The following is a 26,633-nucleotide window of genomic DNA, read 5'->3' as shown; positions in this document are numbered from 1 at the left end:
CTCATGAAAAATTTCTTTGAAAGCCCCTTCAAGGGCATCACGCTCGACAAACAGGTCACAAACTCCAATATTATTGTTGGGCGCTACAGCTATTATTCTGGTTATTATCATGGCCATAGCTTCGATGATTGCGCTCGTTTTCTCTTGCCCGATGAAGGAGCAGACAAGCTCATCATCGGCAGCTTCTGCTCCATTGGATCAGGTGCTGCCTTTATCATGGCAGGCAATCAGGGCCATCGACACGACTGGATCAGCACCTTCCCTTTCTTCTTCATGTCCGAAGTGGACATGTTTGCAGGCGCTGCGAATGGCTATAGCCCTTCAGGTGATACAGTCATCGGCAATGATGTGTGGATTGGTTCAGAAGCCATCATTATGCCCGGCGTGAAGATCGGTCATGGCGCAATTATCGGCACACGTGCATTGGTTACACGCGATGTCGAACCCTATACGATTGTCGGTGGCAATCCTGCCCGTACAATCCGCTCCCGTTTTGATGAAGCGGCGGTCACTATGCTGCTTGAAATGCAGTGGTGGGGCTGGTCTGACGATCAGTTGAAGGGTGCTATGGCTATTTTGACAAATGGCGATATTGCAGCGCTTTATCGCTATTGGCAGAGCGTTGTAGTCGACAAGTGATTTGAAACACCAAGGCCTGTTCGCAAATCGCGAGCAGGCCATTTTTCAATCAGCACGATACGGCGTCGAAGCTCGGACTTCGGACTTCGGACTTCGGACTTCGGACTTCGGACTTCGGACTTCGGACTGCATAGCTCCAACTCGTATATTCCGTACAACAAAAAACATGATTGCAATATTCATATTTACATGGCATTTATCAATGACTGACTATCAGTCAGTTACAAGTAGCAATCTGAGAGGCCAGCTAAAGTGTGCGTGCGGGTCTTTCAGGTTGCCACCGTCAACAATGAACAAAACATCAGTGTTCTGGCTCGCTTAGAGCGCGGTTCGATCTGATTGTTTGTTGCTAACGCGCATCTACCTCGAAGACCGCTTCATGCTTTTCGGGATGCGCTCGATCCAAGTTAACGCGCATCCAGCCCGAAAACCGTTTCGCACTTTTCGGGATGCGCACCAAAACTGCTGCGGCAGAAGCGAGATCCTATGTTCCACGATACCGAGCAATGGCCTTACGTAGTCACCTTTGCCAAAGGCCCGTCAACAATTGAAGACGTACGTGCATTTATTGATAGCTGGAATAGGTGGCTGGATGATGGAAAGCCCTTCATTGCCATCCGTTACTTTCTTGACGAGGCATCTCTCCTTCATCCAGAGGGCGCGCCGCGTGAGATCAAGCAATGGTTTCAGCAAAATGCGGAACGCATCCGTAATCAGGTCATGGCGATGGTTAGCATCGTGCCAGAATCCGTGTATGAGGAAGCAAGTCGTATGGACGCGGAAAAGCTGTTTCGCGTACCAGCAGGCACATTCTCAAATGTGGATGCGGCACTGCATTGGCTCGAAGAAAGAGTTGTGCGTCCCAATCAACTGGCCTTTGACAGAGCAGCCATCCGCGCGAAACTGGAGACATAGATTTGCCAGCAACCAAGCCTAAGCCCCGCACGAAACCGGCTGAAATACGCCGTAGCGAGCTTATGGCGGCTGCTGAAACAATCTTTCTGGAAAAAGGCTTTGCCGCTACAAGCGTTGATGAAATTGTACGCAAAGCCGACGTAGCTAAAGGCACCTTCTATCTGCATTTTCGCAGCAAGGATGACATGCTGATCGCGCTGCGTGACCAGTTTGTTAATTCTTATTGCGAGACCCTCGACAAAAAACTGGATGCAGTGCCTGTCGGCGACTGGAATGGACGTCTTGCGACCTGGGCCGCGACCGGGGTCGCAGGCTATCTTGACAATTATCGCCTGCACGATCTGGTTTTTTATGATTTTCACCCGCCCATGCGGCACGTAAAGCAGGAAAACCCGGCTATCCTTCGCCTTGAAACACTCCTGAGCGAAGGAAAAGCTGCGGGCGCCTGGAAGATTGAGAATTCACGACTATTGGCGACACTTCTCTTCCACGCCCTGCATGGCGCAGTTGACGACTTCATCATCCGATCAGACATCGTGGAGCGCGCCGAAATGGTTCGCGGCGTGCAGGACCTTTTTCTCAAATCAGTAAAGTTCTAGGCCTCAAAGGCTATTGCTTCTTTATCCCGAATACGTGTTCCGGGCCGGGAAAAGACCGAGCACGCACTGCTTCCGCATATGCCTTTGCGGCGCCCTCAACCTGTGGTGCAAGCTCAGCAAAGCGCTTGACAAAACGCGGCGTGAAATCCTGAAACAGTCCCAGCATATCATCTGAAACAAGGATCTGTCCGTCGCAGGCCGGTGACGCACCAATACCAATTGTTGGGATTTTCAGCGCCGCCGTGATCTCGCGGGCCAAAGGTTCGAATGTGCCTTCGATAACCAAAGCAAAAGCACCTGCATCTGCAATCGCCAGTGCATCGCGACGTATCTGATTGGCCTCTTCATCTCCACGGCCCATCGAGCGAAACCCACCGACCGTATTCACTTGCTGCGGCATCAGTCCGACATGACCAAAGACCGGGATGCCACGTTTGACGAGGAATGCAACCGTTTCCGACATCTCCTCGCCGCCCTCGAGCTTCACACCGTCGCAGCCTGTTTCCTGCATAATGCGCGCGGCATTACGGAACGCCTGTTCCTTCGATTCCTGATAAGAACCGAACGGCATATCAACGATAACGCAAGCATGATCAACGCCACGCATCACCGCTTGCCCGTGCGCAATCATCATGCCGAGCGTAACGCCAAGGGTCGAATCCATCCCATAAAGAACCATGCCAAGGGAATCGCCCACCAGCAGCAGATCGCAATGTGGATCGAGCAGCCGCGCGATGGGTGTCGTGTAGGCGGTGAGGCTGACAATCGGGCGCTCGCCCTTCATCGCTTCAATCGCCTTGGGCGAAAGGCGCTTCTTTTTAACGGTCGCGCTCATTTCAGGCTGCCTTTTCCTGCGCCAAATGCGCAATCACCCGATTATCGAGAAGGCGCGTTGTGCCCAGCCGCACAAACAGAGCCACGAGCAGAGGCTTCCCCTGCACAGAGGCCAGACGCTCCAGTGTTGTGGGATCGCGAAGTGCTACCACTTCGGGTGTGGCCAGAGATTCTGTCTCGATGAAAGCACGAATCGCGGCTTCAAACGCCTCCGGGTCATCAATGCCTGAACGATAAAGACGCTCAGCTTCATCCAGTGCCTTCGGCACAATGATTGCAGCGTCGCGCTGTTCCGCCGTCAGATAAACATTCCGCGATGAACAGGCGAGCCCATCATCTTCCCGCACGGTTTCAACACCGACCACACGCACCGGAATGGCCATGTCCTCAACCATCCGACGTATGATGACAAGCTGCTGGAAATCCTTCTCGCCAAAATAGGCAGCGTCGGAACCAACGATATTGAACAGCTTGCTGACCACTGTAGCGACACCTGCAAAGTGACCGGGACGCGCCTCGCCTTCCATTTGGTTGCCAAGCGCAGGTACGTCGACCACCGTCTGCATCGGGCGTGGGTACATCTCGGACACGGCGGGCGCAAAGAGGAAATCGACCTGCGCATTGCGAAGCAGATTTGCATCGCGTTCGAGATCGCGTGGATATTTGTCGAGATCTTCATTGGCACCGAACTGCAGCGGATTGACGAAAATCGACACCACAGTCACGTCATTCTCTTCGCGAGAGCGGCGAACAAGTTCGAGATGCCCTTTGTGAAGATAACCCATCGTCGGCACGAGGCCGATGTGCTTTCCACTCTTGCGCGCAATTCCAAGTGCATGGCGCAATTCTGCAATCGTATGGACGATCTGCATGAGGGTCTCCCTGCCAACAACCAGATTTGGTCGCTAGTGGTCTTAGTCCGACATTTGCATCCCTCAACTACTAGCGTTGAGCAAATGTCGAAATTCTGAAGGCCACTAGCAAGTTTATGAATCTAATGGATTTTTCGAATTTGACATTTGAAACAGCAACTGTGTCAGTCGGGATTCAAACGTCAAATTCAATCCACTAGTCCTACAGCGCGCCCTCACATATGACAACGGCGCTTTCGCTAATGAATACCTGAAGGCGCGATGCATCAGTTCCCTACAGTGCCACTCACAGTGTTGCCGACAGTTCGGCCAAACCGATCGATCTGCTCATTATAGGTTCTGCGGGTATTCGGGTCAAAAACTGCAATCGGTGCACTGACCACCAGAGAAGCCGCACTACCCACGCCTTGTGCTGTACCAAGCGCAACTGCACCCAACCGTTCGCCCAGACCGATGTCAGAATCGGTGATGGTCTGACCCGTGACGAGACGTTTGCCGATCAGCTGAACGACTTCCGGACTTGAAGCGAATTTGCCGTGGTTGAGTCTATCGCCAGCTTTAAGCTGCGTGAGGTCGATGACCGTGATTCCTGCTTCTTCAAGCTGCGAACGATAGGGTTCGACCGAAGGGTCGATCTGGCCCAGTCGATCAACATTACCGGAGATGAAGCGGGACGCTCGGAGCGCGCGGTCATCACGTGAGGTGAACAATGTGAAACGCGGATGGTCTTTGCCCATGGCGCGGAACTGCTGATTGAAAACATCCACGTCGAGATCAGGCGACGCGAGAATGACATCAGTAATCTTCGGATTAACGCGCTTATCGCGGATCGCCATCTGGCGCAGCGCCTCAACCGTCAGCCAGCTGCCCATAGAATGGGCCATGACAGTAATATCTTTCACACGTGGGTCATCGGCGATTTTGCGCAGAGTCATTTCCAGCGCATCACGCGAATAATTCGTGCTTTCCTTGTCATAATTATAATCGAACACGCTGCCGCGAGACGGCCATGTAAAGATGACCGGTGCAACATCGGCACCAGAATCATGCACAATCTGCGCGAAACGATAGACCGAATCCTCATAAGTATTGTTGAAGCCATGGACGAAAACCATGACTCGACGGGATTTCGGTAGGCTATGATTGAGCCACTGGCGCGCACCGGTTTCGGTGTTGATCGCCTTGACTTCGACGGTTGTAAAATCCTTCAGCGGATTGGCTGGCAGCTTTTTGGGCCACTGGACTTCACCCACCTTGCGGTTCTTTTCCGGCGGGATGGAGACCATAATCTCCGTCAGGCTGACTTGTTGATCACGTTCACCAGAGAACAATGTCCCGGGATTGCCGGATGGTGCACGGGTGGTCGCCACGAGAAGATCGACCTTTGATGCGCCGGGAACACTTTCTGCAACAGGAATGAGTACGCCGTCAGGACGGCTGGCGCAGCCGACGATAAGGGTCAGGCAGACAAGCAATGCCGGGGCAGTACGACGAATGATGCTTCGCAAAACCCAACTCTCCCGACAAGACACAAACCCTAAAAACGCCCGATTCAAGGCGAAGCGCGCGGTTAATATATTCTTTACCTGAGACGATAAGCCAAGCCCTAATTGTCGAGACCTGTGGAAACATCGCGCTGCTGCGGCTTCTCGGTTACACACTGTTTCCGTAACGGGCACTTTTCCACACAGCTCCTCTGCCCAATATTGAAACCAACAGCGCGGGCAACTCCGCTTTTGCGCAGGAGGACATAAAATGACTTCAGACCTTACCCCGCAACTCACAGGGTTGCACCATCTGACAGCCATCACCGCAGATGCACCTGGCAACCGGCGCTTCTACACCGACACGCTCGGACTTCGCCTGGTCAAAAAAACCGTCAATCAGGATGATACAAGTGCCTACCATCTGTTTTACGCCGATGGGCTGGCCTCACCCGGAACCGACATCACCTTCTTTGACTGGCCGGCACAGCGCGAACGACGCGGCACACACAGCGTTTCACGGACAGGATTGCGCGTGAATGGTGTTGAAAGCCTCGACTGGTGGCGCAAACATCTCAATGAAAAGGGTGTTGAGACCGGCGATATTTTTGAAATTGCCGGCCGTGCTGTTCTCGACTTCGAGGACCCGGAAGGCCAGCGCCTTCGCTTGACAGACGATGGCGGTCTCGGTGCGGCACATAGTTGGGAGAAAAGTCCCGTTCCCGCTACACAGCAGATACGCGGGCTTGGCCCCATCACTCTGAGCGTTCCTGATTTGGCGCCTACGAAAATCGTGCTGGAAAAGGTAATGAACATGCGTGAAGCCGGAGACTATGCTTCGCCCGATGGCGAAGGCCATGTCCACGTGTTTGAAATGGGTGCTGGTGGTGCCGGTGCAGAACTGCATATCGCCGTGCAACCCAACCTGTCACCTGCCGGTCAGGGCGCAGGTGCCGTGCATCACGTTGCATTCCGCACCCCGGATCAGGAAACCATGCAGGAATGGGTAGATCGTCTGCGGGCGCTTCGCATCCCATCCAGCGGTGAGGTCGAGCGCTATTACTTCCGCTCGCTCTACTTCCGTGAACCGAATGGCGTGTTGTTTGAAATCGCAACAGACGGTCCGGGCTTTGCGGTTGATGAACCACTGGAAAGTCTCGGAGAAAGCTTATCGCTGCCACCTTTCCTTGAAGGAAAACGTCAAGCGATTGAAAAGGGCTTAAAGCCACTCGATTAAACCTACAAAAAGGGCCGCCGGAGAAATCCGGCGGCCTTTTCTTGTTCAGTGCACAACGGTCAGAGCTTTTGCTGCAACCATTCGCCGGTCAGGCGAACGTCTTCATCCGTCAGACCATGACCACCTTCAGCGGAGCGGACATCAATATCCGCGCCATCGGCCCGAATAGCCTGTTCCAGCTTGCCGGATGCATCGCCGAACGGATCGCCAATCCCATTGAGCAGCAGGACCGCCGCATCTGAAAGGTCAGCGACTGGCTGTTCTTCCAGAACATCCGTTGCCCGCAGCAATACGGCTTTACGCACGATATGCGGATGAAGCCGCATGAAGGCCGCAAGCAGGTTGGCGCCGTTGGAATTACCAACAAATGCCGTCCGCTCAGGATCGATGCCGTAGGCAGCAATTGCACCTTCAATAAAAGCTGCAAAGGCCTCTGCCTCGAACCGAATATCCTGCTGATCGAACCGCTTCAAATCGAAGCGACGAAACCAGCGCTGAATACCCTCTTCCGTACTGCGCCCACGAACTCCGAGAAGCGTTGCCCGTGGTGCGGCCAGACGAGCAAGCGGCATGAGATCGTTTTCGTTGCCACCTGTGCCGTGCAACAGGATCAGTGTACTGCCATCCGGATCTGACGGCTGATGGATTCGATGCACAAAAGGCAGATCGCGATAGATCACCCGTTCCTCACCCGGCAAACCAAATTGCGGCATCCGAGCTCGGATCGCATCAGCCCGCTGTTCATTACCGGGCGGTACGAACAGAACCTGCCCCAGTGTGTCCACCGGCTCATCCAAGGTGAATCCCGGGGCATCGGTGGCAAATTCAAACAAGGTTCCACCCGGCTCACGAACATAGAGTGACGTGAAGTATTTACGATCATGCACGTTGACTTCACTCGAATTGAGCTTTGAAAGTTGCTTCTCCAGCGTTGTCACATCATCCGTTGTAGCCGCACGAAATGCCACATGGTCGGCAATGCCCGTTCCGGGAATACCTGGCCAAAAGCCACTAGCATCGCGCACGTCAATCGCATCGCCTGAATCTGAAACCAGACGATCAATGGTGCCTTCTTTTGCCTGAGCGCGGAAACCGAAATAGCGTTCGATGAAGCCAACCGTCTGCTCTGGCGCCTCGGACAAAATGGTTGCCCCGCGTATCCGCCGTACCGCATGGTCCGCAGGAATATCGCCTGAGGCCCATGCGTCATTGGCCGCCAGATCGCTGCCTACCAGCTTGACGATAACACCATCCGGATCACGCAGGCGCAGAACGGGTTCGCCAAATTCCTGCACCGGACCTTCAGACTGGACGTGATGTCGCAATGCCCGCTCCAGCCAGAATCCGACGGATGTGCGGTCAATAGCAAGTGCGATTTCGCTTACCTGTCCATGACCGACACGCCCCTTTGCACCATCTTCCCAGACAAGAAACGTGATCAGCGATCCCGGCGTGCCAGAACGGTCCCCATAAAACAGGTGCAACTGTTCGGCATCTTCAAAACCGCCCGTCTGTTTGACAAGGCGCAGACCCAGAAAGCCAGCATAGAAGTCGACATTGGCTTGAACCTTGCGCGTAATCAGCGTGAGGTGGTGGATGCCACTGGTCATGATGCAATCTCCCGCGTTTCGTTGCGGCAAGTCTCTCAGACAGAAACAATCGCCGCAAATATGAAGTTGCACGAGAGATAGTTTACATTGTCACACTTGCCCATGGGGCGATGTAGCGACGCACTGTTAACTGATCGGGATGTTGGGAAGAGTAGAAAAAGAAAAAGGCCGCGCGGGAGGAGGATGCGCGGCCTGATCTTGAATACGGCTGGGAGGAGGAGTGCCGTATCCCGCATCGGGTTCTGGGAGGAGGAGTGAACCCGATGACTAATAATTACCTGCAGCCTCATTATTCAACAACGGTCAATAACGCATATCAGTTATGCAAATACGCCGATGCTTAAGATTGTTGCAGAAACACAGATGTGTTGAGTCTGCTTATATTATAAGCATATCGAGTAAAATGTGCTTAAAAATCAGCAGCTCAGAGAAGCTGGGCGATGAACGGCGCAGCCAGAACATTGACCAAACCGACCAGAACCATGACGAGGCCAGCAATCGAGCCCTCCTCGCTGCCGATCTGATGGGCCTTAGCAACACCGGCGCCATGCGCGCCCATACCAAACAGTGCACCGCGCGCAAGAGCTGAGCGAAGCGGCAACCAATTGAGCATCACCTCGCCAAGAGCTGCGCCGAATACGCCGGTTATAACCACAAAAATGGCTGTGAGGTCGGGCGTACCGCCAATATCGCCGGAAACCGTCATGGCGAAAGGCGTACTCATGGAACGCGGCATCAGGCTGAGACTAATCGCGTCGTTCAGACCAAGAAGATGCGCAAGCCCCCACGCCGAAAACATCGCAGACGAGCTACCGATTACAACACCAACCATAAGAACCGGCCAATAGCGACGAATGGTTGCGCGCTGCTGGTAGATCGGAATGGCGAAAGCTACCGTTGCCGGCCCTAGCAGCGCCACCAGCCAGTGGGTTGCGCTGAAATAGTTGCGATAATTTTCATTAAGCCCGATCAGCAAGCCCATCAGCAGCAAAGGAGTGATCGCAAGCGGCGTCAACCACCACATGGGAAAGCGGCGATAAACGCGCTTTGCAGCAAGATAGAAGAGGATCGTGGCCACAGACCAGAATAGCGTCGCCACATAGGGGTTACTTAGCGGCATAGCGAGCGCTCAGGCGATAACAGAAGTCCACGGTCAAGGCTGTGACAGTCATAACTGTCAGTGTGCCAACCAGAATGACGGCCATGATCTTCAGGCCCAGCATTCCGAGGAATTCCTGATGTTCCAAAACAGCAAGAACTGCAGGCACAAAAAACAGCAGCATTTCTGCGAGGAACCATTCGGCACCGCGCTTCATGCTGAAAAGACTGATACGCCCGCTCAAAAGAAGCACCAGAACCAGCGCCATACCGACGATGCCACCAGGCAGCGGCAGACCGCTCAAACGAACAAATGCCTCACCTGCCAACCAGAAGCCGACCAGCGTCGCAATCTGCATCAAGCGGCTGTTGTGCAGCGCATAGCGAAAGCGGATCATCAGGTTGTGGGCATTCATGGTCATGTTCCAATGCAAGTGTTTGTGAAAGCAATATAGGCGCGGAATCGATATTCCAGAAATGAATTGATTTCATTGCAGCTATTCCATAATAGAATAGCTTATGAACTTACGCAGCTTTCAGGCTTTCGTGGAAGTGGTGCGACAGGGTGGCTTTTCGGCTGCAGCCCGCACGATCAATGCCACACAATCCACCGTCAGTAAGACGGTGCGGCAGCTCGAAGACGAACTCGAGCTCATTCTGCTTGACCGTGAAGCCAGCCCTCCCCGTCTGACCAGCGCAGGTGAAATCGTCTATCGGCGCGCATTGAGCATGCTGACGGAAAAAGACGACATGCTCACCGAGCTTGGCGAGCTGCGCGGCCTGAAGCGCGGTCTTTTGCGCCTTGGATTGCCGCCCATCGGTTCGAGTGTGCTGTTCGCCCCGGTTTTTGCTGCTTTCACCAAGCTCTACCCTGAGATCGACATTCAGCTTGTCGAACATGGCAGCAAACGACTGGAAGAATTGCTTCTTGCAGGTGATATCGAACTGGCTGCTTCTCTTCTTTCCGATGAAAGCAGTTTCGAGTGGCAGGCGGTTCGTTGTGAGCCGGTCGTGGCCCTGCTTCCCGCCACCCATACTTTCACCGATGATGACGGCATCCTTTTGCGCAACATCGCCAGTTTGCCGTTCATTCTCTTTGAAAGCGGTTTTGCCCTCAATCACATCATTCTCGATGCATGTCATCAGCACGGATTGTCCCCACAGATCGCCATGCGTTCCAGCCAGATCGATTTTATCGTCGAACTGGTAGCCGCTGGCATGGGTGTCGGTTTTCTGCCGCAAATGATTGCCGAACAGCGCAAGCATCCCGATGTCCGCATCCATAAAATCAAAGGTGCGGAGGTAAACTGGGATATGGCGCTGATCTGGCGAAAAGGTGCTTTTTTATCCCACGCCGCAAGGGCCTGGCTCGCACTGTGCAAGCATGAAAACACCCGCGACAAGGCTTGAAACAAGCAACCACTCGCCTATCTCAATTGAATACACCGACATAAAGGGAGCTCTACAGCGCCCATCACCCATACGGCTTTAAGAGGAGGCCATCATGGAAGGTCAGGTTATATTCTATAAAGACGATAGGATCATTTACCGGCATCACGTTGAAGTGCAGGAAGACGATTATTCAAAGGGCGTCAATGATGCCCTCATCGCCTTCCAGCGCAACTATGCTGGTTTTGATCTTGCAGATGACAACATCCACATCCGCTTTAAACGGCCAGGTGAGGTTTGAAATCTGCAAACTTCGTGGAAGAATTTCGCCTGAGAAATCAGGCGAAAGCTGCTTCGCGCGCAACGCGATGAATATCACCGCGTGACAGCCCGAGATCATAAAGTTCGCGGTCGCTGCAATCACTGAGTTCGCGCAGATTTTCGCGGTACTGCATCCAACGGGAAAACTGGGTACGAAGGTGGTTCATGGTGGTATCCCCTTATTTGCCGCGCACCTCATTTAGGATGCGCTGTGCTTCTTTACCTTCCTCCCAACATGGAGCTTCCGCCTTTTTAATCGTTTTGAGAAGTGCATAAACTGCATGGCTGCAATGCCAAACCTGCTAGCTTGAGAGATACCCATCGGTAACGTAGTTCGATAACTTGCACGACAAAAGTGATCGTAAAAACGTGCCTCACAGCAAGCGGGAACGGTTTAGAAACTTGTAATGTTCTCATTTTAATTAAATCTATTTATCTCGCTTAACAGGACAAGATTCCTCATCTTATGAACAAAACGATATTTATAGTCGGGAACGGTCCCCTTGATCGTGACTTGTCTGCTGAAATTGACGCTGCCGATCTTGTACTGCGTTTTAACGAACCACGTGTCTCTACCGGCATGAGTGGCACAAAGACCGACATGCTGATGCTCGCCACATCGAGCAAGCAGATGGAACAGTGGATCAAGGAACCAACCTTCATCAGTTCGGAAATTGTTCGCAATACACCGGAAGTGCTGTTTGCCTTCCACCCCAGCATCATAAAACGGTTTCACCATCACCCGAATTTCCTCTCAAGGCTCAAGGGTCGTCGCGCCGACTGGACCAATGAGGCAATCGACTATTTCGGCCGGGCCGGTAAAAAAATCCGCATCATGCCGTCGCAGGATTATTTTGCGGTTTGCGACGAGCTTGGCATAGGCCCGGATCAGATGAAAAAGGTGTTCCCCAGCACTGGCTTCTTCGGCATCTGGCTGGTCTTGCGCAAATATTCCTTACCCGACTGGGATATCAAAATTTGTGGTTTCAGCTGGGAAGGCTGGAAGCGTCATGACTGGGATGCCGAACGAAAGTGGATTGAAGAAAAAGTCGCCGCAGGACTTCTACATAAAGTAAGCTAATAAGTGTGACTTGCGAAAATGAGACGCATAGCAGATATAGAACGCCGCATTGGCTGAAATTACTTTTTGCGCGCTCAGGTTTTACATGAACATCAAGGCTTTCATCATACATTTATCGCGCGCGGCTGACCGCAAGCCGCAAGTGGAAAAGCTCATTCACGAATTGCCTGTCACAGCAGAAGTAATCGACGCTGTTGACAGCCGCAATCTTTCAGACGCGGACATCAAACGCGTGTACCGGCGCAAGCTCCATGCGCCACGCTATCCGTTTGAGCTGAGCAAGAACGAGATTGCATGTTTCTTGTCTCACCGCAAAGCCTGGCAGGCCATCGTCGACCAACAGCTTGAAGCTGGCTTCGTCATTGAAGACGATATCGAACTGAACGATGTTTTCAGCGCTGCATTTCATGCGGTCAGCAATCATTTCGAGCCTGGCAGCTTCGTGCGCTTTACGTTCCGCGATGACCGCGAGATCGGCCGCGAAGTGTTTCGCAACAATCAGGTGCGCATCATTATCCCCAATCCGATTGGGCTTGGCATGGTCGCACAGCTTGTAAGCTTCGACGCGGCAAAAAAGCTGCTTGCTATGACCGAACAGTTTGACCGCCCGGTCGACACAATGGTTCAGATGCGGTGGGTAACTGACTTGCAGCCGCTCGCCGTCATTCCCGGAGGTGTGAAAGAAATTTCAGCCCAGCTTGGAGGGACGACCATTCAGCACAAGAAGTCTTTTTCAGACAAGCTTAAACGGGAAATCCTGCGACCAATCTACCGTATGCGGGTGCGCAGTTTCTCCTCAAGATCGAAGTGAGACAAATGGCGATCCCTGTTCTTCTTTATCATCAGATTGCGCCCCTGCCGCACAAGAAGATTCCGTTTCGCGGTCTTTGGGTTCATCCGGACAAGTTTCGCAGCCAGATGGCATGGCTGAAGCGACTTGGCTATCAGGGCCTGTCGTTGCGTGACGCGATGCCTTATATCAAGGGCGAGAAGACGGGAAAGGTTGCCGTTATCACCTTCGATGACGGGTTTCTCAACAATTACGAGAACGCCCTGCCGGTTCTCTCGGAATTCGGCTTTACCGCAACCAATTACTTCGTCGCAAATCAGGTCGGCGGTAGCAATGTCTGGGATCAGGCAATGGGTGTTCCGTTAACACCCTGCATGTCGATAACGCAGATGCGTGAATGGGCGGCCCTTGGTCATGAGGTCGGCGCGCATACGCTCGATCATGTTAATCTGGAAAAGACCTCGGAAGAGGAAGCTCGCCGGCAGATTGCACAATCCAAGACCATGCTTGAAGATATGCTTGGATCAGCCGTGACCAATTTCGCCTATCCCTATGGCGGGAATCACCAAGTTCATCGTGACATGTGCCGCGATGCTGGCTTTGAAACGGCAACGACCACCGTACATGCACGAGCGCGTGCAGGCGACGATCCTTTCGGCATGCCCCGCGTTTATGTGCGCCGCAGGGATCTGGCACCAAAATTCATCTTCCGCCTTATGACGCGTTAGCCAAAGTTTTTGTTTACATACTGAAACTGGCTATTGGGTTGATTTTAATCAATGCAGCTTCACGAAAGCGTGGCAAATTGCCCGTCATTGCGCCATGGACGCAGATAAGTAAAAGCGGTACTAGAGCATTAACAAGGAGCGTATAATGGACTATCGCCGGTTTTTTGAAGAAGCGATCGACCAGCTGCACGCCGAGAAGCGTTACCGCGTTTTTGCTGATCTAGAACGCATTGTTGGACGTTTCCCCCGAGCTACCTGGCGCAACAATGGTATTGCACGTGAGATCACCGTCTGGTGCTCGAACGACTATCTGGGCATGGGACACCATCCAGATGTCATTCAGGCGATGTGCGATACGGCCAACAGCACTGGCTCCGGCGCAGGCGGAACGCGCAATATTTCGGGCAACAACCACCCCCTCGTAGAACTTGAAGCCGAACTTGCTGACCTGCATGGCAAGGAAGCTGGCCTCGTCTTCACGTCCGGTTTTGTGTCCAACGAAGCTTCGATTTCGACCATTGCACGTTTGCTTCCAAACTGCCTGATCCTTTCTGACGAGCTGAACCACGCCTCAATGATCGAAGGTGTGCGTCGTTCGGGTGCAGAGAAGAAGATTTTCCGCCACAATGACGTCGAGCATCTTGAGCAGCTTCTTAAGGCTGCGGATCACTCCCGCGCCAAGCTGATTGTATTTGAATCCGTCTATTCGATGGATGGCGATATTGCGCCGATCGAGAAGATTGCTGATCTGGCCGACAAATATAACGCCATGACCTATATCGATGAAGTTCATGCTGTTGGCATGTATGGCGTGCGCGGCGGCGGTATCACTGAACGCGATGGCCTTGCGCACCGCATGGATATTATCGAAGGCACGCTCGCAAAAGCATTCGGCGCGCTGGGCGGTTATATCACAGGTTCACGCGCCATCGTTGATGCCGTTCGTTCCTACGCACCGGGCTTCATCTTCACGACATCACTTCCGCCGGCAGTTGCCGCTTCCGCTACCGCTGCGATCCGTCACCTGAAGGTTTCGCAGGTCGAGCGCGATGGCCAGCAGCGCCAGTCGCAGCGCGCCAAAGATGTTCTGTCGGCTGCCGGTTTCCCGGTCATGCCGTCGGAAACCCACATCGTACCAATTCTGGTTGGTGATCCGGAACTGTGCAAGAAAGCCAGCGACCGTCTTCTCGACGTACATGGCATCTATATCCAGCCGATCAACTATCCGACCGTGCCGCGCGGCACAGAGCGTCTTCGCATCACACCATCGCCATTGCATGACGATGTGCTGATTGACGGCCTCAAGGATGCGCTCTTGGAAGTATGGAATACGCTTGGCATTCCGTTTGCTGAACCGGATGCGCCGAAAGTCGCAAATTCTGACCGCATTATTCCGCTGATGGTATCAAAAGCTGGCGGCTGATAAACTCAGCTCAACAGAATTGAAGAGAGGCCGGTTTTCACCGGCCTTTTTCATTTTTAAAGACTGTTGATCCAGCGAACCAAGCGCGTTGCAGATTCATCCATCTGCTGCAGATCGCGGCAGAAACAAAGGCGGAAGTAGCCTTCACCGCCAAGCCCGAATGCACTGCCCGGAGCAAGGCCGACATTGGCATTATCGACCATGTCGATTGCGGCCTTTACCGAATTCGTCACACCATCGACGCCAAAGAACAAATAGAATGCACCTTGTGGTGGGCTCAGGCGTACCTTTCCAGTGCTCTGCAAAGTGGCGCAGAGGCGGTCACGTGTGGTGCGTGCGCGCTCGACTTGCATGGCAATAAAGTCATCGCCATGGTCGAGTGCTGCGACCGCTCCGCGCTGCATGAACTGTGCGACACCTGAGTTGGAATACTGGATCATATTTTCAACGACAGGGCCGATCGAAGGATGCACTGTCATCCAGCCCACGCGCCAGCCAGTCATCGCCCAGTTTTTGGAAAAGGAGTTGACGAAGATGATGTGGTCGTCTGGCTCCATAATATCCATGAAGGACGGCGCGCGCGCACCGCCATAATAGAAATGGGTGTAAATCTCGTCGGCAATGATCCATATGCCCTTTTCACGCGCCAAATCGAGAATAAAACGCAGTGTCTCGCGATCTGCCGTCCAGCCAGTCGGATTGGACGGCGTATTGATGAACAATGCGCGAGTGCGTGGGGTGATCGCAGCCGCAATCTTTTCAGGATCAAGCACCCAGCCATTGGCACCGAATTCAAGCTCTACAGGCACCGGAACCGCACCGGCAAGACCAGCAGCACCCACAAAATTTGGCCAGGCTGGCGAAAGATAAATTGCCTCTTCGCCTGCACCCGTTGTTGCCTTCAGCGCCATCTCGATGGCGTGCATGCCCGAACCTGTGACATAGAAGTTTTCCGGCTTGAAGGTCTGCGGAAAATGGCGCGCATGATAACGAGCAAGCGCCTCGCGCAGTTCAGGAATACCTGCTTGCCAGGTATAGAATGTCTCACCATCGGCAATGCCCTTCTGGGCTGCCTCACGGATAAAATCAGGCGTGGACAGATCACCCTCACCAACCCACAGCGGAATTAGGCCCTCTTTGCCACGACCGTGATTGGCAACGGCAACAATGCCGCTTTCGGGTGACTGGGCTGCTTCACGGCGAAGATTGGCGATAAGAGTCATTTGTTCCCACATAAAATTCGGTTTTGATTACACCTGCTTAGCAAGGAGCAATCATGAAATCACGTGGCATTTTGTGATGATCCGATCAACTGCATTGATGGATCAAATCAGCTCCCGCTTTTCAAAACACGTTCAATAAAAAACGGAGCCATAAAGGCCCCGTTCTCTGTCGAATATTCCCGAAACAATCAGGCTTTGCTCTGCTTGACAAGAAGATCGCGGATTTCGGCCAGCAGCACTTCATCGCGTGGCAGTTCCGCAGCGGCTTCAGGCTTGGCTTCTTCCTTCTTCTTAAGCCTGTTCATGCCTTTAACGACAAGGAACAGAACCCAGGCAATAATCAGGAAGTTGATGAGCAGGGTAACGAAGTTGCCGTAAGCAATGGTCGCACCGGCTTCACGGGCCGCAGCCAGTGTGCCTTTAGGATCGCCAGCAAGCTGGATATACATATTGGAGAAATCTATACCACCCGTCAGCAAACCGATGACCGGCATGATGATGTCGTTGACGATGGAATTGACGAGGGTACCGAAGGCCCCGCCGATGATAACACCGATGGCCAGATCGACCATATTGCCCTTGAGAGCAAATTCCTTGAACTCTTTCAACATTAGCCTGTATCCCTCTCGAACACGAACTCAAACCGGGCCGTCTTTGCTGCGATAAGGTTCGCCAGATGAAATCTTTACGATGAACTGATGGGATCGGGGAGGATCACAAATGTTCACTCCCTAGTTTGTAGGCGAAAATACACAAAGAAAAGATGAAGCACACAAAATGCACCGTTTAGATGTGCCTTTTTTTGATTTTGCTAATGTTTAAGTGATGGAGACGCAAAAAATGCGCCTCCGGAAACAAGCTTAAGCAGCAAACCGCTTGGTTGCTTCGATCAATTCATGGGTAATTCCAGGTTCTGTCACCGCATGACCGCTGTCTTCAACGATTTTAAGATCAGCTTCCGGCCACATCTTCTTGAGCTGCCATGCGTTAATAAACGGCGTGCAGATATCATAACGGCCGTGGACAATGACGCCCGGAATCTGCCGGATGCGTTCGACATTCCGCAGAAGCTGGTCGTCGCTTTCAAGAAAACCACGGTTCTGGAAGTAGTGGCATTCGATACGCGCAAAGGCGATGGCGTGATGGTCTTCGCCAAAGGCATCAACGCGAGCGGGATCGGGCTGCACCGAGAGCACAGAGCCTTCCCACCGCGCCCACAGCCGAGCAGCTGCAAGCTGAACCTGCGGATTACGGTCTGTCAGGCGCTTGTAATAGGCCGCGATCATATCACCGCGTTCTTCCTCAGGGATATGCTCCTGATAGGCCTCAAAGTGATCGGGGAAAATAATGCTCGCCCCGTTGGAATACATCCATTCAACTTCAAATCGGCGCACCATGAAAATGCCGCGCAGAATGATTTCCGACACCCGTTCGGGATGGGTTTCAGCATAGGCAAGCCCCAGCGTCGAACCCCATGAACCACCGAAAACCTGCCATTTATCGATGCCGAGATGTGCACGAATGTGCTCCATATCGGCCACGAGATCCCAGGTGGTGTTCTCGCGCAATTCTGCGTGTGGCGTCGAGCGTCCGCAGCCGCGCTGATCGAAAAGGATGATGCGATATTTCTCGGGATCATGCAGGCGTCGCATGGCTGGCGTGATGCCGCCGCCCGGGCCACCATGAATCATGACAACAGGTTTACCATCAGGATTGCCGCACTGCTCGACATGGATGCGATGCAATGTCGAAACCTGCAGCATCTCTTCCTTGAAGGGCTGAATTTCCGGATAAAGCGTATTGCGCGTCATATAGTGCCTTTTCGTTCCCGCTGGAGCAGCTCCCATCTTGGCTGGGAAGGCTCTCGTTCATAACTAAAATTAGCACATAATGCGGCCAGAAGGCGGCAATGCGACATATGAATCCAGCTAAGCAACGCTATTTTAGGTTGCCCGGAACGAAAATCGGCATAAAACGAGAGAGTTGCATTTAAAGTGCAGCGCATGGGGAGGACTTTCAGAATGGCGTGCGAGGCTTATGCAATTTATCATCGCTGACGACCATCCGCTTTTCAGAGGCGCGCTGCGACAGGTTCTGTCCAGCCTGCCCGAAGAAGCAGAAATCCTCGAAGTCGGCGATTTCGATGCAGCAAAAAAGCTGGTCGTCGAACGTGACGATATCGATTTGCTATTGCTTGATCTGACCATGCCAGGGGGGACCGGCCTTGCAGGTCTGGTCACGCTGAAAGCGCTTCAGCCTGCCTTGCCAATCATTATTGTCTCGGCCACCGATGATACGACAACGATCCGACATGCGGTCGAGCTGGGCGCATCTGGCTTCATTTCGAAATCCGCAAGCATGGAAACGATCGGTGAAGCAGTACACGCAGTCATCGCTGGCGACATCTGGACACCGTCCGATATAGATCTCGATCAAGCGCATGATCCTGAAATTGAAGCGCTCATCAACAAGATCAGAACTCTCACGCCACAGCAGACGCGTGTTCTGACCATGCTTGCCGAAGGTTTGCTCAACAAACAGATCGCCTATGAGCTGAATGTTTCAGAGGCGACGGTCAAGGCACATGTCTCTGCTGTTCTGCAAAAGCTCGGCGTTGACAGTCGCACGCAGGCGGTCATTCTTCTATCACGGATTGGCAACGACGCCCTTACCTCGGAAGCCAGCTGAGCCTGCAAGATCATTCCGCAGCTGTCGGATTTCTTGCAACGCTTTGACGCTGATGCAGTGCGCTTGATAGCAGTGAACGCAGCGCTGCCGGACGCAATGGCTTGTGCAGGACGACGACATTCTCATCATCCGCACGCTTGCGAACTTCTTTGGAGCGATCGGCGGTCAGCAGAATAGCCGAAATTTCTTGTTTGAAACTTTCGCGCGCAAAACCAATCATATCGAGCCCGTTTTCATTATCGAGATGATAATCGGCCACGATAATATCGGGAGCGACTTCGCGCTCGAGGCAGAAAACCTTCAGCTCGGAACCACCGCGCAAGGTGGTTACATTGCAACCCCAACCAATCAGCAGTGTTTCCATCCCGGCCAGAATGTTGGCGTCATTGTCGATACAAAGCACATCAAGACCAGTGAGGCTTGACGCGCGCTTCAGGCCCTTACGGCTTGCAACCTCTTCCATTGGTGCAGGCGCTGTACTAACCGGAATGCGCAGCGTGAAAACGCTGCCCTTTCCCGGCGTTGAGGATAGTGTCAGGGGCAGCGACAGAACACGTGCAATACGATCGACGATAGAGAGACCCAAGCCAAGACCGTCCGCTTCACGCATACCTTCATCAAGACGCGTAAACTCACGGAAAACAAGTTTCAGCTTTTGTTGCGGGATACCGATACCGGTATCAAGCACTTGCAATTCAATGAAATTGCCACGTCGACGAACACCAAACAGAATACCACCCTTGCGGCTGTATTTGATGGCGTTTGAAACCAGGTTCTGGATGAGGCGCCGCAGCATGTTGCGGTCTGTCTTTACCGCGATGCTCGATGGCACCACGCGGAGTTTGAGCCCTTTTTTACGAGCCATCGGGGTGAAGTCAGTCGCAATCTGGCTTAAAAGTTTATCGAGACGGAAGACCGAGACTTCCGGCTTGAGTGCACCTGTATCAAGCCGCGATATGTCGAGCACCATCCCAAGGATCGCCTCAACGGATTCCAGTGACGAGTCGATGTTACGGGCGAGCTGGCTTGTCTCCGCACGGCCCAGCTTTTCTGTCAGTGCTGTGCTGTAAAGCCGTGCTGCATTGAGCGGTTGCAGAATGTCGTGACCAGCAGCTGCCAGAAACCGTGTCTTGCCGAGATTGGCTTCCTCGGCGGCTGTTTGCGCCTTTGCAAGCTTCTGGTTTACATGCGTAAGCTCGGCAGTTCGATCCGCGACACGCTGCTCAAGCACTTCAGCTGCCTTCTGGCGCATCATGTCAGCCTCAACTTCAGTGGTAATGTCGGTATAAGTTGCGACAAGTCCGCCATCCGGCATCGGATTGGAGTTTATCTCCATGACTGTTCCGGTCGATTTCAGCGTCATGCGCCATGGCTGCCTGAGAGTTGCAAGAGATCGTATGACCGAATTCTGCGCGTTGACAGCGAGATCACCGCTGCTGGCCAGATGCTCTACAATCTCAGATACCGGAATACCAACCTGCATCACCTCATCCGGCAGATCAAAAAGAGTGCGGAACTGACGGTTCCAGCATGTCAGCCGCAGATCCTTGTCGAGCACGGTTATGCCCTGATCCATCTGATCAAGCGCGATTTGCAGAAGGTCACGATTTTGCTGCAAGGCAGCAGAAGCATCGTCAAGCAATTGCCGTGCATCGCGTGCGGAAGCATCATTGCGCTGGAGAAGCAAAGACAGCACGAGACGTGCCGACGATGAGCCGACTGCCGTTCCCAGCAATTGTTCCGCATGACGGATCAACGGCGTATCCACCGTCATACCAGGATCGAGCCTGCGCTGTTCTCGTGCCTCAAAGCGCAGGAAAGCACGCTCCACTCGTTCGGCTCCGAGATAACGCGCCATGGTCGCTTTAAGTTCGGCGACAGTCACGGTTGTGCGAAAACGCTTTAGCGTTGGTGTGCCGATGAAATAGCGCGGCAGGAAAATACTCGCCTGAATGCGTTCAAGCGGTGTCGAGGCACGCGAAAGCGATCCAAGGATATAGAATAACGTATTGGCCGCGAGGCTCCACATGACGCCATTGGTCAGAGGCAGGGCGTCGGTGCCAAACAGCGCTTCAGGCCTTAACGCAGTGAAACCAAGAAATCCTTCACTTAGAATCGCGGCATTTTCCGGAGCCATGGTTGGCAGAAGCAGCGTGTAGGCCCAGATCAGAAATCCTGCAGACAAGCCGAGCATTGCACCACGACCATTGGCGTTTCTCCAGAACAGCCCCCCGATGAATGCGGGCATGAACTGCGCAATGGCTGCGAAAGAGATAAGGCCGATGGATGCAAGGTGAATATTATTGGACGCCATGCGGTAATAGACGAAAGCCAGCGCAAGAATGCCGACAATCGTCAATCGTCGCGTATTGAGAATGATCATCGTCAGATCACGTTGTTCAGCCGGGTGGCGAACAGCAAGCCTGCGAATGATGAGTGGCAGCACAAGGTGATTGGAGATCATGATCGCCAGCGCCACGCAGGCGACAATGACCATTGCTGTGGCTGCCGAAAGCCCGCCCAGAAAAGCTATCAGCGCCAGCCAGTGGGCACCGGCAGACAGCGGTAGCGCCAGCACATAAAGATCGCCGCTGACTGTGTTGCCAAGCGTCATCACACCGATGAGTGCAATCGGAAAAACGAAGATATTGATCAGGATCAGATAAAGCGGAAACAGCCATGAGGCTGTGCGCAATTCTTGTTCACTGCGGCTTTCGACAACCGTCACATGAAACTGACGTGGCAACATGATGATTGCTGCAGCGCTCAATGTCGTATGCACAATCCACGTGCCAATGGATGTCTCATAATGAAAGGCATCAAGGGCCGCTGGCGATTGCGAAATTTTCTCGATCAATTCTCCCGGCGAACCAAAAACAAAGAAAGTGCAGGCAAAGCCGACCGCCAGAAATGCGGAAAGCTTGATTACCGATTCAAGTGCGACCGCCAGAATAAGGCCGTTCTGGTGTTCAGTCGCATCCGTATGGCGTGTGCCGAACAAAATAGCGAAGACAGCCAGAACCGCCGCCACCGGCAACGAAATATCGCCAAAGACAAAGGACGCTGGATCAAAAGCCGAACCATAATGCTCCATCACCAGCCCGACGCTGCCGGAAACGGCTTTGAGTTGCAGCGCAATATAGGGAATGGAACCAACGGCTGCGATACAGGTAGCAAGCGAGGCTACGCCAAAGCTCTTGCCATAACGGGCGGCCAGAAAGTCAGCGATGGAGGTAATATGTTCAGATTTCGCCAGCCGTACGATGTGGCGCAAGAGGCGATTGCCGAGCGTGAAGACCAGGATAGGACCTATATAAATGCCGAGGAACTCAAGCCCGCGCTGCGCCGATAGGCCAACTGAGCCGAAGAATGTCCATGAGGTACAATAAACTGCGAGGCTGAGCGCATAAATATACGGACGTGGGGCACTGCTCCAGCGCGCAGCCCGCCTGTCGCCGATGCTTGCAACAGCAAACAGCATCAACAGATATAAAAAGGCCGCGCCTATAATTCCCCAGCCCTGCATTACCGGACGATCCTCCCCCTGCTGCTACCCTAATAGTTGGAGGAAGCAGGCAGGAAAAGGCAAGCATTTTCATAGGAAGCGCGCAAGGCCTCCCCTATTATCAATTCGTCAGAGCATTGCCCGCAAAAGTGGGACCCGATTTTGCGTCAGGAAATGCGTAAAACAAATAGTGAGACGCGGTTGCAGCGTTTCACTATTAGCCGCAACCACTCTATTGAGCGGGTGGCGCAGCCTCGGCTGGTTTGTCGGTTTCACTGTCGAAACTTTTCGTCACATCCATGAAACGACGCATAAAACGTTCCATATAGCCAAGAGACTGCTCAAATTCCGCATCTGTTGGCAACTTGGACGCTGTCACAGACGCGCCACCACCTTCGAGAGCTGTAACCTGATCTTCAAGCCTCTTCACCCGATCCTGCAAATCGGAAAGATCATTTTCGTAAGCTTCTCGATCCTCGGTCGCCATCTTGCAGATAAGCTGCCCCTGTTGTTCATTACAAACCGACAGTGCACCAGTGCGCGTATCAAGCCGCACATAGCCGGTTTCAGTGCCCTCAAGGCGATAGCGTCCATTTTCTTCAGCATAAGCACTGCTTGCAACAAAGCCTGTACCAAGCAATGCAACAGCTGCCAGTGTGCGAAATAGCGGCATGGTTTTGCCAGACATGGTTCGATCTCCTTTGAGGGCACGTTTTCAGCGCATCTTATCCGAAAACTATTTCACACTTTTCGGGATGCAGTTTAGGCTTCCACCCAACATATGGGAGCTATGCAAGAAAAACGAACACGTCATGCTTTGATTTTCTAATTAATTCGGTCTAGAGAGCAGCCATGACCAAAAGGACCATCTACAAGATCGCCCCGCGCGATCTCTGGGCGCAGGCAGAAGAGGCTGGCATTTTTACCGGAGCACCGGTTGATATTGCTGATGGCTATATCCATTTCTCCACCAGTACACAGGTGCTCGAAACGGCCGCCAAACACTTCGCCGGGCAAACGGATCTGCTGCTTGTAAGCGTGGATGCGGATTCTCTTACGAGCAGTTTCGGCGATGCGCTGAAATATGAAGCCTCGCGTGGCGGGGCGCTGTTTCCGCATCTTTATGCAGCGCTGCCAATGTCGGCAGTCATGAAAGTCGAGCCACTAGCGCTCGACAAAAATGGTCTCCATATTTTTCCGGAGCTTGAGGATAAATGAGCGGGATTTTTGAACTTATCGGGCGACGTGCATTGTTCTCGCTCGATGCCGAGCAGGCGCATGGTCTGTCGATTGCCGGTCTTAAAACCGGTATTGTCACATGCAGCTGCCCCAATGATCCTGCGCTCTCGGTTAAGATTGCAGGACTGAAGTTTCCCAATCCATTGGGCATGGCCGCAGGCTATGACAAGAACGCCGAAGTGCCGGACGCGCTTTTGAAAATTGGTTTCGGTTTCACGGAAGTCGGCACAATCACCCCTCGCCCGCAGAGCGGCAATCCTCGCCCGCGCATTTTCCGGCTACCAGACGATAAAGCCGTGATCAACCGCCTTGGCTTCAACAATGAAGGCCATGATGCCGCGTTCAAGCGGCTGTCGCAGCGTGCAGGCAAGAGCGGCATCGTCGGCGTCAATATCGGTGCCAACAAGGATACTGAGGATCGTATCGGCGATTATGTGGCTGGTATCCGCAAGTTCTATCAGCTTGCGCGCTATTTCACCGTCAACATCTCGTCGCCCAACACACCCGGCCTGCGCAATCTTCAATCCCGTGAGGCACTGCGCGAACTTCTCTCACGCGTGCTTGCAGCGCGTGACGAAGAAGGCAAGATGTGCACGCTGAAGCGGCCGGTTTTTCTCAAGATCGCGCCTGATCTCAGCAATGAAGAACTGGACGATATTGCAGCCGAAGCCACAGAGCAGAAGCTCGATGGCATCATCGTTTCCAACACCACGCTTTCGCGCGCTGGCCTGAAAAGCGCTGAGAACCGTGAAGAAACCGGTGGCCTGTCCGGCGCGCCACTTTTCGAGCGTTCGACCATCATTCTTGCGCGTATGCGTGAGCGTGTCGGTGCGGACATGCCGCTGATCGGCGTGGGCGGCATCGACAATGCAGAAACCGCACTCGTCAAGATTAAGGCCGGTGCCGATCTTGTGCAGCTTTATACCGGTATGATCTATCGCGGTCCGGGCCTCGCATCAGAAATCCTGCGTGGGCTTTCGGAAGCAGTCAAGGCCGAAGGCGTGGCCAATATTGCCGCGTTGCGCGACCGAGACACAAAGGAATGGGCCGCACGCCAGCTGCCTGATTAAGACTGATGAAATTCTGATCTGTATCTGCGTGGCAACAACGCCAGAAGCGTTACGCCGCGGATAGACAGGAACAGATTGATTGCAAGCCAAAGCCCGTGATTGCCCATCACGGGCTTTGCTGCATAAAGCACTGCCATAAAGAATATCAGCGAGAAGAACATCATGTTGCGCATGTCGCGCGACCATGTTGCGCCGATATAGACGCCATCCATGTGAAACGCGAGGAGGCCAGTCAGGCCTGTTAGTGCCGCCCATGGCAAATATCTGATCGCCTCATCGCGCACATCTTCGGCCTTTGACAGCAGGCCGATAATCGCATCACCAAATACCAGCAAGATGAGTGCAATCACGCTTGCCATGACCAGTCCCCAGACGAAGGTCAGCTTGGCGCCGCGCACAAAAGCCGGGCTGTGGCGCGCGCCAACCGAGCGCCCGACAATCTGCTCAACAGCCGCAGCCATTCCATCAAGGAAGAAACCGCAGACGAGGAAGAAATTCATCAGCACTGCGTTCGCAGCGAGCGTCACAGGTCCAAGCTCCGAGCCTGCGCGCGTGAAGAAAGCAAATGCCGTCAAAAGCAGGATAGAGCGGATCATGATATCGCGATTGAGCGCGATCATCCGCACAATGCCAGCCTTATGCAGAATGTGCTTGATATCCGGGTGGCGGCCTGTTTGCTTATGAAAATGCCGCATGACAAGGAACAGCCCGACAATAGCGGCTACTGTTTCGCCCGTCACCGTCGCCCAGGCAACACCTTCGACACCCCAGCCAAGTTCCAGACCGAGCCAGATGCAAAGCACAATATTGATGCCGTTGATCAACACCTGAAGGCTTAAGCCAAGTACGCCCTGTCCACGACCGAGCAACAGACCAAGCACTGAATAATTGATCAGCGCAACAGGTGCCGACAACATGCGGATGGAAACATAGCTCACCATCGCGGCCTGTGTCGCAGGTGTTGGGTGAATAAAGTCAGACGCGACAGTGAGAACAAGCGGCAGGCTTAAGATCATCAGGCAACCGGCAACAATCGCAATGATGATTGCGCGCCAGAAAATAGCCTGCTCTTCCGCCTTATCCTCTGCACCGATGGCTTGCGCAACAAGGCCAGTGGTGCCTGAACGCAGGAAGCTGAACATTGTCAGCAAAAAATCAAAAACCAGCGCACCAATTGCCAGTCCGCCAATCAGTTCGGCCTGCCCCATCTGACCGACCACGCCCATGTCGACAAGACCCAGCAAAGGTGTGGTGACGGCAGCCAGCGTCATCGGCACGGCGATCATCATCACCATGCGATGCGTCACATCAAATGGTCTGGAAACGATGCTCTTTTCGTGCAGCATCTGATCCATAGCTGACCCCAACAACTAATTAGCAATTGGAGGAAGCTCTACTCTGGAATTTCTGGAAACGACAGATAATTCGGCCACCGCATTGTCGCAGGTCTGACAGCGCTATGTCAGGAGAGATTGGACGCGGTTACTCGTTCGGAATGCGCGCAATAACCTTGATCTCGAAGTCGAAACCAGCGAGCCAGTTTACGCCGACGGCCGTCCAGTTTGGATAGGGCTTTTCGGCAAACATTCGGGACTTCACGTCCATGATCGTGGCGAACTGGTTCTGCGGGTCGGTATGGAAAGTGGTCACGTCCACGATGTCATCGAAAGTACAGCCCGCCACTGCCAATACATTGCGCAGATTATCGAAGGCACGTTCAACCTGTGCCTTGAATTCAGGTTCAGGCGATCCGTCTTCGCGGCTGCCGACCTGCCCTGATACGAAAACAAGATCGCCGGAGCGAATGGCAGCAGAGTATCCGTTTTGTTCGTAAAGGTCTTGGCGGCCATCGGGAAATACAGCGGTGCGGGTCATAGAATATCCTTTC

Annotated in this window: 27 protein-coding genes; 13 read left to right on the top strand and 14 right to left on the bottom strand. The window is 53.3% G+C overall.

Going from position 1 to position 26,633, the window contains the following annotated elements; translation table 11 throughout:
• Positions 1-3: 3 nt before the first annotated feature.
• The 3 genes from catB (at position 4) to CEV32_RS20370 (ending at position 2,153) form a co-directional block, all read left to right on the top strand.
• Positions 4-639 carry a type B chloramphenicol O-acetyltransferase gene (gene catB / locus CEV32_RS20380; RefSeq protein ID WP_094579200.1) on the top strand — a complete coding sequence of 212 codons (636 nt, stop codon included), beginning with the start codon at positions 4-6 and terminating at the stop codon, positions 637-639.
• A 486-nt stretch (positions 640-1,125) separates the two neighbouring features.
• Positions 1,126-1,554: a hypothetical protein gene (locus CEV32_RS20375; protein ID WP_094578902.1), complete on the top strand. Its 429-nt coding sequence runs from the start codon at positions 1,126-1,128 to the stop codon at positions 1,552-1,554.
• Between the two features lie 2 nt (positions 1,555-1,556).
• Complete coding sequence (locus CEV32_RS20370; protein ID WP_235818850.1) at positions 1,557-2,153, top strand: TetR/AcrR family transcriptional regulator; 597 nt, start codon at positions 1,557-1,559, stop codon at positions 2,151-2,153.
• 10 nt (positions 2,154-2,163) lie between these two features.
• On the opposite strand, the gene panB is transcribed toward CEV32_RS20370, so the two are convergent.
• The 3 genes from panB to CEV32_RS20355 form a co-directional block, all read right to left on the bottom strand.
• Entirely contained in the window at positions 2,164-2,988 is an 825-nt protein-coding gene (panB, locus tag CEV32_RS20365) for a 3-methyl-2-oxobutanoate hydroxymethyltransferase (RefSeq protein ID WP_094578901.1), read from the bottom strand.
• 1 nt (position 2,989) lies between these two features.
• Positions 2,990-3,859 (bottom strand): pantoate--beta-alanine ligase, encoded by an 870-nt coding sequence (gene panC / locus CEV32_RS20360; RefSeq protein WP_094578900.1) that lies wholly within the window; start codon positions 3,857-3,859, stop codon positions 2,990-2,992.
• A gap of 266 nt (positions 3,860-4,125) precedes the next feature.
• Entirely contained in the window at positions 4,126-5,367 is a 1,242-nt protein-coding gene (locus tag CEV32_RS20355) for an alpha/beta hydrolase (RefSeq protein WP_094578899.1), read from the bottom strand.
• A 247-nt stretch (positions 5,368-5,614) separates the two neighbouring features.
• Between CEV32_RS20355 and CEV32_RS20350 the strand changes: the two genes are divergently transcribed.
• Complete coding sequence (locus tag CEV32_RS20350; RefSeq protein WP_094578898.1) at positions 5,615-6,580, top strand: ring-cleaving dioxygenase; 966 nt, start codon at positions 5,615-5,617, stop codon at positions 6,578-6,580.
• 59 nt (positions 6,581-6,639) lie between these two features.
• On the opposite strand, the gene CEV32_RS20345 is transcribed toward CEV32_RS20350, so the two are convergent.
• From CEV32_RS20345 to CEV32_RS20335, 3 genes are all read right to left on the bottom strand, one after another.
• Positions 6,640-8,190: a VOC family protein gene (locus CEV32_RS20345; RefSeq protein ID WP_094578897.1), complete on the bottom strand. Its 1,551-nt coding sequence runs from the start codon at positions 8,188-8,190 to the stop codon at positions 6,640-6,642.
• A gap of 424 nt (positions 8,191-8,614) precedes the next feature.
• Entirely contained in the window at positions 8,615-9,310 is a 696-nt protein-coding gene (locus CEV32_RS20340) for an LrgB family protein (RefSeq protein ID WP_094578896.1), read from the bottom strand.
• Positions 9,297-9,704, bottom strand: coding sequence for a CidA/LrgA family protein (locus tag CEV32_RS20335; RefSeq protein WP_094579198.1), 408 nt, complete (start codon positions 9,702-9,704; stop codon positions 9,297-9,299). Before CEV32_RS20335 ends, CEV32_RS20340 begins: the two co-directional genes overlap by 14 nt.
• A gap of 103 nt (positions 9,705-9,807) precedes the next feature.
• Here CEV32_RS20335 and CEV32_RS20330 point away from each other — a divergent pair, with 103 nt between their 5' ends.
• Both CEV32_RS20330 and CEV32_RS20325 read left to right on the top strand, forming a co-directional pair.
• Positions 9,808-10,698 carry a LysR family transcriptional regulator gene (locus CEV32_RS20330; RefSeq protein WP_094578895.1) on the top strand — a complete coding sequence of 297 codons (891 nt, stop codon included), beginning with the start codon at positions 9,808-9,810 and terminating at the stop codon, positions 10,696-10,698.
• A gap of 94 nt (positions 10,699-10,792) precedes the next feature.
• Positions 10,793-10,978, top strand: a complete 186-nt coding sequence (locus CEV32_RS20325; protein WP_094578894.1) for a hypothetical protein — start codon at positions 10,793-10,795, stop codon at positions 10,976-10,978.
• Between the two features lie 37 nt (positions 10,979-11,015).
• Here CEV32_RS20325 and CEV32_RS20320 read toward each other — a convergent pair whose 3' ends face one another.
• The gene (locus CEV32_RS20320) at positions 11,016-11,165 is read right to left on the bottom strand and encodes a DUF1127 domain-containing protein (protein ID WP_094578893.1); all 150 of its coding nucleotides are present in this window, start codon (positions 11,163-11,165) and stop codon (positions 11,016-11,018) included.
• A gap of 299 nt (positions 11,166-11,464) precedes the next feature.
• Between CEV32_RS20320 and CEV32_RS20315 the strand changes: the two genes are divergently transcribed.
• The 4 genes from CEV32_RS20315 to hemA all read left to right on the top strand — a co-directional run bounded on the left by CEV32_RS20315 (position 11,465) and on the right by hemA (position 15,020).
• Positions 11,465-12,079: a glycosyltransferase family 29 protein gene (locus tag CEV32_RS20315; RefSeq protein WP_094578892.1), complete on the top strand. Its 615-nt coding sequence runs from the start codon at positions 11,465-11,467 to the stop codon at positions 12,077-12,079.
• Positions 12,080-12,164: 85 nt separating this feature from the next.
• Positions 12,165-12,890, top strand: coding sequence for a glycosyltransferase family 25 protein (locus CEV32_RS20310; protein WP_094578891.1), 726 nt, complete (start codon positions 12,165-12,167; stop codon positions 12,888-12,890).
• Positions 12,891-12,895: 5 nt separating this feature from the next.
• A complete protein-coding gene (locus CEV32_RS20305) occupies positions 12,896-13,597 on the top strand; it encodes a polysaccharide deacetylase family protein (protein ID WP_094578890.1) in 702 nt (233 codons plus the stop codon).
• A gap of 145 nt (positions 13,598-13,742) precedes the next feature.
• A complete protein-coding gene (hemA, locus tag CEV32_RS20300) occupies positions 13,743-15,020 on the top strand; it encodes a 5-aminolevulinate synthase (protein WP_094578889.1) in 1,278 nt (425 codons plus the stop codon).
• 56 nt (positions 15,021-15,076) lie between these two features.
• Here hemA and CEV32_RS20295 read toward each other — a convergent pair whose 3' ends face one another.
• From CEV32_RS20295 to pip, 3 genes are all read right to left on the bottom strand, one after another.
• On the bottom strand, positions 15,077-16,243 hold the full coding sequence (locus CEV32_RS20295) for a pyridoxal phosphate-dependent aminotransferase (protein WP_094579197.1): 1,167 nt from the start codon (positions 16,241-16,243) through the stop codon (positions 15,077-15,079).
• 188 nt (positions 16,244-16,431) lie between these two features.
• Positions 16,432-16,854, bottom strand: coding sequence for a large conductance mechanosensitive channel protein MscL (gene mscL, locus CEV32_RS20290; protein WP_094578888.1), 423 nt, complete (start codon positions 16,852-16,854; stop codon positions 16,432-16,434).
• Between the two features lie 249 nt (positions 16,855-17,103).
• Positions 17,104-18,054, bottom strand: a complete 951-nt coding sequence (gene pip / locus CEV32_RS20285) for a prolyl aminopeptidase (protein WP_094578887.1) — start codon at positions 18,052-18,054, stop codon at positions 17,104-17,106.
• A gap of 226 nt (positions 18,055-18,280) precedes the next feature.
• Between pip and CEV32_RS20280 the strand changes: the two genes are divergently transcribed.
• Positions 18,281-18,931 carry a response regulator transcription factor gene (locus CEV32_RS20280; RefSeq protein WP_094578886.1) on the top strand — a complete coding sequence of 217 codons (651 nt, stop codon included), beginning with the start codon at positions 18,281-18,283 and terminating at the stop codon, positions 18,929-18,931.
• Positions 18,932-18,941: 10 nt separating this feature from the next.
• Here the strand turns inward: CEV32_RS20280 and CEV32_RS20275 are convergent, their stop codons facing one another.
• Positions 18,942-22,457, bottom strand: a complete 3,516-nt coding sequence (locus CEV32_RS20275; protein WP_094578885.1) for a PAS domain-containing hybrid sensor histidine kinase/response regulator — start codon at positions 22,455-22,457, stop codon at positions 18,942-18,944.
• Between the two features lie 211 nt (positions 22,458-22,668).
• Positions 22,669-23,124, bottom strand: a complete 456-nt coding sequence (locus CEV32_RS20270) for a hypothetical protein (protein WP_094578884.1) — start codon at positions 23,122-23,124, stop codon at positions 22,669-22,671.
• Between the two features lie 164 nt (positions 23,125-23,288).
• On the opposite strand from CEV32_RS20270, the gene CEV32_RS20265 reads away from it, so the two are divergent.
• Together CEV32_RS20265 and CEV32_RS20260 are read left to right on the top strand one after the other, a co-directional pair.
• The gene (locus tag CEV32_RS20265; protein WP_094578883.1) at positions 23,289-23,654 is read left to right on the top strand and encodes a DUF952 domain-containing protein; all 366 of its coding nucleotides are present in this window, start codon (positions 23,289-23,291) and stop codon (positions 23,652-23,654) included.
• Entirely contained in the window at positions 23,651-24,745 is a 1,095-nt protein-coding gene (locus CEV32_RS20260; RefSeq protein ID WP_094578882.1) for a quinone-dependent dihydroorotate dehydrogenase, read from the top strand. The genes CEV32_RS20265 and CEV32_RS20260 overlap by 4 nt, the downstream gene beginning before the upstream one ends.
• On the opposite strand, the gene CEV32_RS20255 is transcribed toward CEV32_RS20260, so the two are convergent.
• Together CEV32_RS20255 and CEV32_RS20250 are read right to left on the bottom strand one after the other, a co-directional pair.
• On the bottom strand, positions 24,742-26,091 hold the full coding sequence (locus CEV32_RS20255) for an MATE family efflux transporter (protein WP_374883148.1): 1,350 nt from the start codon (positions 26,089-26,091) through the stop codon (positions 24,742-24,744). The two genes, CEV32_RS20260 and CEV32_RS20255, sit on opposite strands and share 4 nt — an antisense overlap.
• Positions 26,092-26,227: 136 nt before the next feature.
• Positions 26,228-26,620, bottom strand: a complete 393-nt coding sequence (locus CEV32_RS20250; RefSeq protein WP_094578880.1) for a RidA family protein — start codon at positions 26,618-26,620, stop codon at positions 26,228-26,230.
• Positions 26,621-26,633 lie beyond the last annotated feature (13 nt).

This window comes from Brucella rhizosphaerae (assembly GCF_002252475.1).
Taxonomy (GTDB): Bacteria; Pseudomonadota; Alphaproteobacteria; order Rhizobiales; family Rhizobiaceae; genus Brucella; species Brucella rhizosphaerae.
The sequence above is the reverse complement of the archived record's forward strand: the minus strand, read 5'-3'. Positions and strand labels throughout refer to the sequence as shown.